The sequence below is a fragment of the Nonomuraea sp. NPDC003707 genome, from assembly GCF_053587055.1.
This window is the reverse complement of the sequence record NZ_JBSFNK010000001.1, coordinates 479,854-492,033: the sequence shown is the minus strand read 5'-3', so window position 1 is coordinate 492,033 and position 12,180 is coordinate 479,854. Positions and strand designations below refer to the sequence as shown.

Below are 12,180 nucleotides of genomic sequence, written 5' to 3'. Positions count from 1 at the left end.
GCTCAGGACCGCGGCGCGCTGTACCAGCGCCATTTCACCGGGCGCTCACGGCCGGGGAGGTCGGCGCGCCCGGTGACCCACAGCAGGGTGGTCCACGGATCCGTGTCGCGCGGGGCGTCGGGGAACAGCCGCCCCAGCACCCGGGCGCACATCCCGGCCGGCGGCGCCCACCCGAGCCCGAGCCCGTCGGCCAGGTCGTGGGTGTGGACGAGCGTCTCCACGATGCCCATCGCCGCCGAGCCCTCGGGGTCGGCCGCGCCGAAGCCGTGGTGGGCGCGGACCTCCGGCGGCGTGGTCCGCACCATGGCGGACAGCATCGCGCCGCACGACTCCAGCACCTGCAGCAGCCCGACGGGACCGGCCTTGGGGTCGGCGTGGATGGTGTTGGCGGGGCCTTCCGGCCTGCGACTTTCCAGGATGAACGGGACGTACGTGTCCAGCGGCGGCATCCTGAGCCCGAGCTGGGCGGCATAGGCGAACAGGTCGTCGGCCAGGTGCTCGACCGTCTCCCAGCACGTCCACTCCAGCGTGCCGGCCTTGCGGTCCCACGCGGTCTCGGGCGCCTCGCGGAGGGCGGCGACGGCCAGCCGGACGGCCTCGTCGAGGTCGTCGGCCGTCACGGGGGAGAGCTCGGATTCTGTCATGCCGGGCACCCTATCGGCCGGGTGCGACAATCTCCGGAGAGCCCGGTTTGTCGGTGGCGCGTGGGATGCTGTCGGGCATGGATGTGTTGCGCGTGGTCGCCGCGGCGGTCGTGGACCGGGGGCGACTGCTCGTCGTGAGCAAGCAGGCCGCTCCGGACGTCTTCTACCTGCCGGGGGGCAAGCCCGAGGCGGGGGAGGAGCCGGAGGAGACGCTCGCGCGCGAGCTGGCCGAGGAGCTCGGGGTGACCCCGCACGACCTGGCCCTGCTCGACCACGTGGAGGACGTGGCGGCGCTGGAGGGCGTGCCCATGCGCATGACGGTCTTCACCGCCAGGGTTTCGGGGGATCCGAGACCGGCCGCGGAGCTGGCGGCGCTGGGGTGGACGGACGGGCGTGACGCTTACGTGCCGCGTCTCGCGCCTGCCGTGCGCGACCAGGTGGTGCCGCTGCTCGTGCGGGCCGGTGTTCTCGGAGGTGCTGCCTGATCAGGCAGTTGTCCCGACCGGGTTCGCCGGAGCCTGTGCATGGAGGGCCAGGCTCCGGTTCATCGGGACAACTGCTTGATCACGCGATGATGGTGACGCTGCCGGGTATGTCAGGCGGCGGAGATGCCGGCGCTGGCCGCGCGGCGCATGCGACGACGACGCTCGGAGGCGCGCTCGTCTTCGTTGAGACCGCCCCACGTGCCGTACTTCTCCGGACGGGACAGCGCGTAGTCAAGGCACTCGTTGCGAACGGGGCACTGGGCGCAGATCGCCTTGGCCTTCCGCTCACGTACGTCACGCTCGGGCTGCCGCTCCCCGTCGGGGCCGAAGAAGAGCACGAGGTCCTCACCCCGGCACGCGGCATCATCCTGCCAACCCCAGCTGGGGCGCGGGCGGGCGAGCTGCCGACGTACCTGAGACATGAGAAAACCACCTTCGTGAGAGGTATTTCGGTAATTGGGCCGCATTGGACGCTTATGGCGTCACTGTTCCAACGCAACGTTGGGCCGCGATGTTCCCTGTTCAGGCGAGAGCGGGCGTGGCGTACCGCACAGGCGTGAGCCTGTCCAGCGAAACCAGCCGGTAGGTGGTGATCGTCTCGGCGCAAGCCGTACCACACGGCGCTGTGAACGCCGATGGCTCAACCACAACCTGGAACCGGACGTCCCCGCAGCGTACGAGCGCTTCGGTGACGTCACCGTCCGACCTGGAGGATTCCACGGCCACCGCGCCGACGGAACACTCTCCCGTATGGGCTCGGGCGAAGTGCTCCACGGCTTGCAATGGCTCAGGGATGCCTGCGCGTCCCCGGTAGCGGTCGAGAATGACCTCGCCCGACCGGTACGCGTTAGCCGCTGCCAGTGCAGCAGCCTGAGACATGCTGCCGTAGAAAATTCCGTGTGGCAAGCACACCAGGTTGGCGGCGTAGCGATCGCCGCCAACGTGTGACGTTTCCCACACTCTGTCCGGCAAAGAATCGGCCAGCGTGCGAGCGAGGGGTAGTCCAATGCGGGCGCAGCACGCATTGCGCTTGGCGTGCGTGCAGACCAGAAATACCGGCTCGTCTTCAAGTATGCAGGACTCCGGGACCACTCCCGCCACGAGCGCGTCGAGGTCAAGATCGTCGGGACCTGCGACGACACCGCTCGCCAACCAGGGCCGGTCTCCTACCGCGTACGCGAGTAGCACACGGATCCCCTGCTCCTGTGGGCGGGTTCGCTTTCCCGGCCGGCGGATCAACTGGGGCCTGATACCGCGCTCGAGCGCCCGGCGGACCAGTTCGGAGATTTTTTCAGGAAGTTCGAAGTTTTCCAGGTGTGACGGCCAGGCGCCGGTGTATTCGACGAGCAGCCACAGCCGGGCTCCCACGGTGGCGCTGGCCAACGTCGGAACCCCTCCGGTGTGGCACCCGTTCGGATGCTCGCAGCCCCTTGCCAACGCCTGTTCTCCCTCTCCAACCCGAATTAGGTAAGACTAACCTAACGGATTGGTGGGGTCAGTCGCGGGCGGTTCGGTCCAACACGTCCCGTGTCGCGGGCAGTGCGCGGTCCCTGTCCTGCTTGACCAGGCCGATCCTGGTCCTCCTGTCCAGCAGGTCGCCCTCGTCGAGCGCGCCCTCGTGCCGGACCGACCAGACCAGCTCGCCCTCGGTGATGCCGAGCCCGACCTCCTCCGGGTGCGCCTTGACGAGCTCGTGCACGGCCTCGGCCTCGCTGCCGTACCGCTCGGCCAGCCGGTGCGGCACCCCGGACGGCCGCGGGCCCGCCCCGGCGAGCGGGATCTTTCTGGTGCGACTCCGGCGCGCCCGGAGTTTCCCGGACGAGACCGCTTCATCCACCGCGTCTTCGGCCATACGCCGATATGTCGTGAGCTTGCCGCCGACGACCGTGACGATCCCGTCATGCGCGAGAACGGCGTGTCTACGCGAGATGTCGGCCGTGTGGCCGTCGGCCGCCAGAAGGGGCCTGAGGCCCGCGTACGCGCCCGCGACCGCCTCCCGGGTCACCTGAGTCTCAAGAACCCCGTTCAGCACCTCCAGGAGCGTTCTGACGTCTTCCTCGGGCACTTCCGGAACATCGGGGACGGGCCCGTCCACCGGTTCGTCGGTGAGGCCGACGTACACGCGGCCGTCGCGCTGGGGGAGTACGAGCGCGAATCGGTTGGTCTCTCCGGGAATGGGCACATGCATGCCGGCGATCAGCCCGGGCAGCGTCCCCTGGGTCAGCACGAGGTGGGTGCCGCGCGAGGGGCGCAGCTTCACCTCGGGATCCAGCCCGCCCGCCCACACCCCGGCCGCGTTGATCACCACTCTGGCGCGGACGTCGAACTCCTCGCCCGTCAGCTCGTCGCGTACCAGCGCGCCCCGGTCCGTGGGCCCGTCCGTGAGCCGCAGCGCGCGGCAGCGGGTCAGCACGCGGGCGCCGTGCGCGGCGGCGGTCCTGGCGATCGCCACGACCAGGCGGGCGTCGTCCAGCAGCCGGCCGTCCCACGACAGGAGCGCGCCGCGCAGGCCGTCGCCGTCGAGCACGGGCGCCAGCGTGCGCGTGCGGGCCGCGCTCAGCCGCGTCGGGCCGGGCAGCAGCCGGCGCGGCGTGCGCGCGGCGGCCCGCAGGCCGTCGCCGAGCCGGTAGCCGCTCATCACGAGCGCCGCCTGCCGCCGCGAGACCGCCTTCGTCAGCGGCAGCAGGTACGGGTGGGCCGCGACCAGGTGCGGAGCCGTCGTGCGGAGCAGGATGCCGCGCTCGACCGCGCTCTCGTAGGCGACGTCCACCTGCCCCTTGGCCAGATAGCGCAGGCCGCCGTGGATCATCTTGGAACTCCACCTGGACGTGCCGAAAGCCAGGTCGTGCGCGTCGATCGCCGCTACGCTGAGCCCCCGGGACGCGGCGTCCAGCGCGGCGCCGGCGCCGGTCGCGCCGAGCCCGACCACCAGCACGTCGAGCCGTTCCTCCGCGACGCGGCGCAGCTCACGGGATCTTCTGCGGGCGTTCAGCGAGCTGTTGTCCAAGGTGCCTCCATGCGAGCTATCCAAGATAGGCCTCCAGCAGGGCGGTGAGCTCGCCGTCGAGCTCGTCCATGGTCACCGGGCCGAGCATCGTGGGCGCCGACAGCAGGAACGACTGCGCCACCAGCAGCACCGCCCGCGCCCTGCCCGGATCCCCGACGGCGCGCTCCAGGACCTCGAGTATCGCCTCGTGGCTGGCGCCGCGCCGGTCGAGCAGGTAGGGCAGCAGCAGCTCCGGATCCGCTTCCACGATCTTCCGCCACAGCGGGTGGGCGCGCAGCCCCCTGACCCCCTCGACGACCGCGCGCACGGGGTCCGCCAGGTCGAGCTCCTCGACCACCCGCACCCATTCCCTGGTCATCAGGTCCGCGACCAGCGTGCGCACGTCGGGCCAGCGGCGGTAGATCGTCATCCGCGACACCCCCGCCCGGCGCGCCACGTCGGTGAGCGTCGTCCTGCGCACGCCGTAGGCCAGCACGCAGTCGCGGGCCGCGTCCAGCACTCCATCATTGTGACGAATCGACGTCATGTGTCACAGTGTATGCGTGACTGGAGAACCGATGCTGTGGTCCGGCTGGGGCGACCCGGCTCTCGCCCGCGAACTGCCCGAGCAGGTCCGCGCGCTCCTGCGCGACTTCCTCGGCGTCCGCGCCCCGGACGTCCCCGCCGTCGGCCTCGAATCGGTGCGCCTGCCGCCGGTCGCCCTGCCCGAGCCGCTGCTCGGCGCGCTGGCCGGGGTGGTCGGCTCCGCGTACGTGCTGACCTCGCACGAGGCCCGCGTCCGCCACACGCGCGGCAAGTCCACCCCCGACCTGCTGCGGATGCGCGCGGGGGACGGCTCGGCCGCGCCCGACGCGGTGGTGCTGCCCGGCTCGCACGAGGAGGTGGCCGAGCTGCTGCGGTTGTGCTCCGCCGAACGCGTCGCCGTGATCCCCTTCGGCGGCGGCACCTCCGTGGTGGGCGGCCTCACCGGCTCCGGTTCGGGCTTCACGGGGCTGATCGCCCTCGACCTGGGCCGGCTCGACCGCCTGCTCTCCGTGGACCCGGAGTCCCTCGTGGCCTCCTTCGAGCCCGGCGTACGCGCCCCCGAGGCCGAGCGGCTGCTCGCCGCGCACGGCCTCACGCTGGGCCACTTCCCCCAGTCCTTCGAGTACGCCACCCTCGGCGGCTTCGCGGCGGCCCGCTCCAGCGGCCAGGCCTCCGCCGGGTACGGGCGCTTCGACGACATGGTCGTGGGCCTCACGGTGGCCACGCCCACCGGCACCCTGGACCTCGGGCGCGCCCCCAAGTCGGCGGCCGGACCCGATCTGCGCCAGCTCGTGCTGGGCTCCGAGGGCGCCTTCGGGGTCATCACGTCCCTGCGGCTGAGGGTGCGGCGGGCTCCTGACGAGCGGCGGTACGAGGGCTGGCGGTTCGGGACGTTCGCGGAGGGGACGGCGGCGGTGCGCGCACTCGCCCAGGAGGGGCCGCTCCCGACGGTGCTCCGGCTCTCGGACGAGACCGAGACCATGATCGGCCTCGCCAAGCCGGACGCCATCGGGTCGGGCGGCTCGGGCTGCCTCCTGATCGCCGGCTACGAGAGCACCCCCGCCTCGGTCCCCGGATGGGGCTCGGCGGCCGCCCGGCAGGCCGGGGCCGCCGCCGTGCTGACCCGGATGGGAGGCGAGCCGCTGGGCGCCGAGCCGGGGGAGGCGTGGGAGCACGGGCGCTTCTCCGCGCCGTACCTCCGCGACTCGCTGCTCGGGGCCGGAGCCACCGTCGAGACGCTGGAGACGGCCGGCTTCTGGGCGAACCTGCCACGGCTCTACGACGCGGTGCGGCTTGCCCTGGCGGGCGCGTTCGGCTCGCCGCTCGTCATGTGCCACGTCTCCCACGTGTACGAGACCGGCGCCTCGCTGTACTTCACGGTCGTCGTCGCGCAGGAGGGGGACCCGGTGGCGCAGTGGGAGCACGCCAAGGAGGCGGTGAACGCGGCCATCGTGGCGGCCGGCGGCACGATCACCCACCATCACGGGGTCGGACGCGACCACCGGGACGCTTATGCGGCCGAGGTGGGGCCGGTGGGGGTGGGCATCCTGCGGGCGGTCAAGGACCGGCTCGACCCCGCCGGAATCCTCAACCCCGGCGCCCTCGTCCCACCCCCGGCCGCGTAGCCCGGCACCCTGGCTCCGAGCCCACTCCCGCCCACCCGCCGCCGTCGGCTCGGATGGGTCAGGGTTCGTCCGGGGGGAGGATTCGGTCGGCTTCCGCGATCGCGGCGGCGGCTTCGCTGTAGCGGTGGAGGGACTCGAGGGTGGTGGCGAGGCAGTTCAGGGCCACCACCAGCGGGGCGCCGCCCGTCAGCCGGGTGAGCGCCACCGCCTCCTGCGCCAGGGGGAGCGCCTCCGCCGCCCGGTCCCGCTTGAGCAGGAGTTTCGCCTTGGCGAGCAGGCTGCGGGCCAGCAGGGTCGTGTGCGTGCCGGGAGCACGTGCGTCGAGGGCGCGGCTGCGCGCGACCGCTTCGCCGACCCGTTTGAGGGCCGCCCCGCTCCAGCGGGATGACCGGGTTTGCGCGTATGCCAGCAGACCCTCGATGGCCTCAACGTCGGAAGTGCCGCTCCGGGTCGTGTCGTCAGGGCCGTTACGGCTCATGGAGCACTCCCCTCGACGTCCCTACCGCTTGCTTGGGGGGTTGAGGGTACACCATTGCGAACCTTCTGTGTTCCTTACGGTACGGAGCGTTCCGGGTGCGCGAATGGGTGATCGCGGTAAGTATGTGGTCATGGTGGAAGTCGCGGCCGAGCGGGGAAAGCAACTTTCTTCAAGGGTGTCAGAGGAGGGAGCAGGATGGGCCTGCACACAAACGGGGACGTTCGCGCAGCTCAGACCTAACGATCACGGGTTTACCTGGCTGAATTTGGTGACGCTGTGGAGATCGCGTAACGACATCCTCGCGGGGTTGCTCGGGGATCCGTCGGGAGAGGTTCGGGCGCGATGGGTGGCGGCTCAGGAAGCGCGGGGGATTGATCCGGAATTTCGCATCAAACCGCCGGTCGGGGGAAATTTCAGTTTCCTCCTGCTCGGTGATACAGGCGAGGGAGACGCGTCCCAGTACGCCGTTGTTCCGGGGATGTTGAAAGTGGGGGAAGACACGTCGTTCGCCGTCATTGCGAGTGATGTGATCTATCCGACGGGATCGGGAAACGAGTACGGGGACAAGTTCTTCCGTCCGTACAAGGACTATGACGCCCCGATCTACGCCGTCCCCGGCAACCACGACTGGTACGACGGGCTCGGCGGTTTCATGCGGGTCTTCTGCGACGCGCCGGCGCTCAAGCCGAAGCCGGACCGCTGGCTGCGCGGCCTGCTGTGGCGCAAGCCCGAGGCCATCGACGAAGAGGGGCTGGCGCAGGCGCGGGAGCTCAGGGGCAAGCCGTCCCAGCAGGTCACGCAGCCGGGGCCGTACTGGGTGATCGAGAGCGACAGCCTGCTGATCGTCGGCGTGGACACCGGCATCAAGAACATCATCGACAAGGGGCAGACCGCGTGGCTGCGTCGCGTCTCGCGCGATCCGCGGCCGAAGATCCTCGTCACGGGCAAGCCCATCTACACCGGGAACGTCTACAAGCCCTCACCGCTGGAGGAAGGCGGCACGATCGACGACATCGTGCGCGACCCGGCGAACCGGTACGTCGCGGCCATCGGCGGAGACGTGCACAACTACCAGCGCTACCCGGTCAAAGTGGGCGACCGGGTGATCCAGTACATCGTGTCCGGCGGCGGCGGCGCCTTCATGCACGCCACGCACACGATCCAGAGGGTCGACGTCAAGGGCGTGCACGAGGACGACTTCAGGTGCTACCCGCTGCGCGGCGACTCCCTGTCCTTCTACAGCCAGCTGTACGCGCACCGCCTGCGGATGAAGTGGATCTACCTGACGCCCTCCGAGGCCCTGTGCCTCATGTCGGACCAGATCAAGAACGAGCCCGTCCGAACCCCCCAGGGCCCGGTCACGATCACCCGCAGGATGCGGTGGGCGGCGCGGCTGCTCGGGGCGTGGCCGTGGCCGCTCAGGCTGCCGGTCGACAAGGTGTTCCACCGCTACCTGTCGGAGCTGTCCGACTGGGACACGCCGCCGTTCTTCAAGCAGTTCCTGCACCTGTCGGTCACGCCCGAGGAGCTGACCGTGCGGTGCTTCGCCGCCACGGGTTGCCGGGCCCAGGAGGCCGATCCGCCGCTGGAGGACGAGGTGCGCATCGCTTTGTCGTAGCCGTTTGGCACTCTTGACCACGTGCATGTCGTGGTCGCAGGAGAGACGCTGCTGCCCGTGGGCGGCTCGGCTCGGCGTCCCGCCGACCTGGCGGGGGCCGTACGCGAGCTGGAGGAGGCCGAGCGCCCGCGGTGGGTGTGGGCCGACGCGCGGGAGATCTATCCCGACCTGCTGAGCGCGGGCGCGCGGGTCTCGCGCTGCCACGACGTCGCGCTCACCGAGGGGCTGCTGCTCGCGTACGAGGGCCGCTACGGCGAGAGCCGCTCGGCCCGGGCCGCCCACGCCCGGCTGCACGGGCTGCCGGTGCCGGAGGAGCAGCCGAGCGCGCCCGGCACGCTGTTCGCGCCCGAGCCGCTCGCGGCCGAGGTCGTGGCGGAGGTGCTGGCCGACCAGCTGCGCCGGATCGAGGCGCTGCCCGAGCCGGGCAGGTTCCGGCTGCTGGTGGCGGCCGAGTCGGCGGGGGCGCTCATCGCGGCCGAGATGTCGTACGACGGCATGCCCTGGCGGCGCGACGTGCACGACGAGCTGCTGACCGAGCTGCTCGGGCCGCGGCCCGTCCACGGCATGCGCCCGGCCAAGCTGCAGGCGCTGGCCGACGAGGTGACCGCGGCCCTCGGCCAGCCGGTCAACCCCGACTCGGTGCAGCAGCTCGTCAAGGCGTTCAAGGGGGCGGGGGTGGCGTTGAAGACCACCCGGTCGTGGGAGCTCAAGCAGATCGACCACCCCGCCGTGAAGCCGTTGCTGGCCTACAAGGAGCTGGCCCGGCTGTACAGCTTCCACGGGTGGGTGTGGGCCGACCAGTGGGTGCGGGGCGGGCGTTTCCGGCCCGAGTACGTGGTGGGCGGCGTGGTGTCCGGGCGCTGGGCCACCAGCGGCGGCGGGGCGCTGCAGATCCCCAAGGTGATGCGGCGGGTGGTGGTGGCCGACGAGGGGTGGGTGCTGGTCGTCGCCGACGCCGCCCAGCTGGAGCCGCGGGTGCTAGCCGCGATGGCCGGCGACGTGGGGCTGGCCGGGGCCGCCGGGGAGATCGACCTGTACTCGGCGCTGGCGCAGTCGTTCGGCGGCGAGCGTGACAATGCCAAGATCGCGATGCTGTCCGCCATGTACGGCGGCACCAGCGGTGACGCGCCCAAGCTGCTTGCGGTGATGCGGCAGCGCTTCCCCAGGGCTTACCAGTTCGTGGAGGACGCGGCCAAGGACGGGGAGGAGGGGCGGCTCGTGCGCTCCTGGCTCGGGCGCACCAGCCCGCCGCCCTCGCCGCGGTGGAGGGAGTTGGTGTCGGGACCCGAGGGCACGCGGGCGGCCCGGGACCGGGGGCGGTTCACGCGCAACTTCGTGGTGCAGGCCACGGCGGCCGAGTGGGCGCTGGCGCTGATGGCGGTGCTGCGCGGGCTGCTGCCGGAGCCGGCGCGGCTGGTGTTCTTCCAGCACGACGAGGTGATGGTGCACTGCCCGGCGGAGCAGGCGGAGGAGGTGATCGCCGCGGTGTCCTCGGCCGCGGCCGAGGCCACCCGGCTGCTGTTCGGGGCGACGCCGGTGCGCTTTCCCATGGAGGCGGTGGCGGTCTCGTCCTACGCCGACGCGAAGTGACGACCGTCCCGCCGGTGGCGGTGTCGTCCGATGCCGACGCCCAGTGACGGTCGCGTCGCCGGGTTCAGGAGCGGTCGGCGCGCCAGGTGATGGTCAGCCAGATGCCCGCGAGCGCCACCATGATGCCCACGACCAGGCCGAGCACGCCGTAGCCGAGCATCCCCACGATGGCGCCCGCGACGATCGTGCCCGTGGCGCCGCAGACGTTCATCAGCAGGTCCGAGAGCCCTTGGACGGCGGGGCGGCGTTCGAGCGGGACGGACTCCGTGACCAGGGCGGAGCCCGCCACCAGGCCGCACGACCAGCCGAGGCCGAGCAGCACCAGCGCGGCCGTCACCTGCCAGATCGCATGCCCGGCCGTGCCGGCGAGCGTGGCGGCGCTCAGCAGCAGGGCCATGCCGAGCACGAGCACCGGCACCTTGCCCGCCTTGTCGGCCAGCCAGCCCACCACCGGCGACAGCACGTACATGCCCGCGATGTGCAGGCTGATCACGAGGCCGATGACGTCCAGGTTCGAGCCGTCGTGGTGGAGTTTGACCGGGGTCATGGACATGACGGACACCATCGCCGTGTGGCTCACCGCGATCATGACGAGGGCGCGGCGGGCCGTCGGGGTGGTGCGGAGGGTCTGCCAGGCGGTGCGGATCGTCCCCTTGGGGCCGCGGCCGGTGTCCGTGCCCTCGTTCAGGGAGCGGGCCAGCGTGAGCGGGTCGGGGCGCAGCAGGCAGAAGATCAGGGCCAGCGCCACCGCGAACGCCAGCGCCGCGAACACGAACGGCCCCGCCTTCTCCACCAGCCCCAGCCGCATGCCGATCTGGTCGGTGGGCTTGGCCAGGTTCGGGCCGGCCACGGAGCCGATCGTGGAGGCCCAGACGACCAGTGACAGGTGCCTGGCCGAGCGGCCCTTGGGCGACAGGTCCGTGGCCGAGTAACGCGCGGCCAGGCTGCCCGCGCTCCCGCCGCCCACCAGCACCAGGCCCGCCAGCAGCAGCGGCCACGTACGCAGGCTGATCGCGAGCGCCGAGATCAGGCAGCCCGCCAGCGCCGCCGCGTACGCCAGCGACAGGCCCGCCCGGCGGCCGCCGCTGCCCGACGCCTTGGCCGTGGGCAGGGCCAGCAGCGCCGCGCCGAGCACGGTCGCGGTGCCCGCGAAGCCGCTGATCACCGTGGAGCCCGAGAGCTCGTCCACGACCACCGAGCTCAGCGCGAGCCCGACGGCGACCCCCACCCCGCTCACGATCTGCGTCGCGGACAGGACGGTCAAGGTGCGGCGCTGGACGCCGCGAATTCGGTCAGAGGACGAGACAGTGGGCGTTGTGGGGGCACTGGTCACTCGTGAAGTCTCGCATAGCCCCTGACATCACCCCAAAGGGCGATATTTCAGTGAATGGTGACTGAATCTCCCTGGGCGATGCGTCCGGGCAGGTCCGGGATCAGGTTGATGCCGAACCACACCTTGCCGTCCCACCTGCGGTGCCGCGAAAGCGTCCTGATGGGCTCCTTGCCCTTCGTGTACGTGGACGTGTCGATCGTGGTCAGCACGCACCGGTCGCACCGCTTGCTCACCCGGAAGTCGACCGCGCCGATGCGTACCCGCTTCCACTCGTCCTCCGCGAACGGCGTGCCGACGCCGTCGATCACCACGTTCGGCCGGAACCGGTGCATGGGCAGCGGCTCCGGCGCCTCCTCGCCGCGCTCCAGCGCGGTCTCCACGATCCAGTCGTTGAGCAGGGCGAGCGAGGCGCTGGACGTGAGCAGCAGCGGATAGCCGTCGGCCAGGCTCACCCGGTCGTCCGGCCGCCCGTACTCCGGATTGACCGGCCGGCGGGTCGGGTCGTCGAGCCACTTGAGCCGGACGGGCCGGGCCACCAGCCCGGACAGCCAGTCCGCCGCGTCGTCGCCGCAGTCGGTGAGCTCCACGGGGGTGCGGCCCACGCTGACCGTGGACATGACGGCGGTCGGCGTGACCCGCAGCGGGGCGGCGTGCGGGCCGGTCAGCGTGAGCGAACCGCCGTCGACCCGGGCCACGCAGGCCAGCAGGCGGGGCTCCTGACGGGCGGTCAGGAGCTCGCCGTGCTCGTCGGTGATCAGGTAGCGGCGGTCGTCGGCGAGCCCCCACGGCTGCACCTCGGCCTCGTGGACCTGGTGCCCCGCGGTGGACTTGACGGGGTAAAAGTGGATGCTCGCCAAATTCATCTGAGCTGTGGC

At 71.6% G+C, this 12,180-nt stretch carries 12 protein-coding genes; 4 read left to right on the top strand and 8 right to left on the bottom strand.

Going from position 1 to position 12,180, the window contains the following annotated elements:
• Window positions 1-2: 2 nt before the first annotated feature.
• Complete coding sequence (locus tag ACWDRB_RS02205; RefSeq protein WP_350722648.1) at window positions 3-644, bottom strand: DinB family protein; 642 nt, start codon at window positions 642-644, stop codon at window positions 3-5.
• 77 nt (window positions 645-721) lie between these two features.
• Here ACWDRB_RS02205 and ACWDRB_RS02200 point away from each other — a divergent pair, with 77 nt between their 5' ends.
• Window positions 722-1,129 (top strand): NUDIX hydrolase, encoded by a 408-nt coding sequence (locus ACWDRB_RS02200; RefSeq protein ID WP_350722646.1) that lies wholly within the window; start codon window positions 722-724, stop codon window positions 1,127-1,129.
• Between the two features lie 110 nt (window positions 1,130-1,239).
• On the opposite strand, the gene ACWDRB_RS02195 is transcribed toward ACWDRB_RS02200, so the two are convergent.
• The 4 genes from ACWDRB_RS02195 to ACWDRB_RS02180 form a co-directional block, all read right to left on the bottom strand.
• Window positions 1,240-1,551, bottom strand: coding sequence for a WhiB family transcriptional regulator (locus tag ACWDRB_RS02195; protein ID WP_080036407.1), 312 nt, complete (start codon window positions 1,549-1,551; stop codon window positions 1,240-1,242).
• Window positions 1,552-1,651: 100 nt separating this feature from the next.
• Window positions 1,652-2,512, bottom strand: coding sequence for a sucrase ferredoxin (locus ACWDRB_RS02190; RefSeq protein WP_355194584.1), 861 nt, complete (start codon window positions 2,510-2,512; stop codon window positions 1,652-1,654).
• Window positions 2,513-2,624: 112 nt separating this feature from the next.
• A complete protein-coding gene (locus ACWDRB_RS02185) occupies window positions 2,625-4,136 on the bottom strand; it encodes a glycerol-3-phosphate dehydrogenase/oxidase (RefSeq protein WP_350722643.1) in 1,512 nt (503 codons plus the stop codon).
• Window positions 4,137-4,152: 16 nt separating this feature from the next.
• Entirely contained in the window at window positions 4,153-4,662 is a 510-nt protein-coding gene (locus ACWDRB_RS02180) for a TetR/AcrR family transcriptional regulator (RefSeq protein ID WP_192786458.1), read from the bottom strand.
• Window positions 4,663-4,693: 31 nt separating this feature from the next.
• Between ACWDRB_RS02180 and ACWDRB_RS02175 the strand changes: the two genes are divergently transcribed.
• A complete protein-coding gene (locus ACWDRB_RS02175; protein WP_449891768.1) occupies window positions 4,694-6,286 on the top strand; it encodes an FAD-binding oxidoreductase in 1,593 nt (530 codons plus the stop codon).
• Between the two features lie 58 nt (window positions 6,287-6,344).
• On the opposite strand, the gene ACWDRB_RS02170 is transcribed toward ACWDRB_RS02175, so the two are convergent.
• On the bottom strand, window positions 6,345-6,764 hold the full coding sequence (locus ACWDRB_RS02170; protein ID WP_449891520.1) for a hypothetical protein: 420 nt from the start codon (window positions 6,762-6,764) through the stop codon (window positions 6,345-6,347).
• A 175-nt stretch (window positions 6,765-6,939) separates the two neighbouring features.
• On the opposite strand from ACWDRB_RS02170, the gene ACWDRB_RS02165 reads away from it, so the two are divergent.
• On the top strand, window positions 6,940-8,382 hold the full coding sequence (locus tag ACWDRB_RS02165) for a metallophosphoesterase family protein (protein WP_449891519.1): 1,443 nt from the start codon (window positions 6,940-6,942) through the stop codon (window positions 8,380-8,382).
• A 21-nt stretch (window positions 8,383-8,403) separates the two neighbouring features.
• On the top strand, window positions 8,404-9,972 hold the full coding sequence (locus ACWDRB_RS02160) for a bifunctional 3'-5' exonuclease/DNA polymerase (protein ID WP_449891518.1): 1,569 nt from the start codon (window positions 8,404-8,406) through the stop codon (window positions 9,970-9,972).
• Window positions 9,973-10,036: 64 nt separating this feature from the next.
• Here the strand turns inward: ACWDRB_RS02160 and ACWDRB_RS02155 are convergent, their stop codons facing one another.
• Window positions 10,037-11,236, bottom strand: a complete 1,200-nt coding sequence (locus tag ACWDRB_RS02155; protein ID WP_449891517.1) for an MFS transporter — start codon at window positions 11,234-11,236, stop codon at window positions 10,037-10,039.
• 116 nt (window positions 11,237-11,352) lie between these two features.
• Window positions 11,353-12,168: an MOSC domain-containing protein gene (locus tag ACWDRB_RS02150; protein WP_449891516.1), complete on the bottom strand. Its 816-nt coding sequence runs from the start codon at window positions 12,166-12,168 to the stop codon at window positions 11,353-11,355.
• Window positions 12,169-12,180 lie beyond the last annotated feature (12 nt).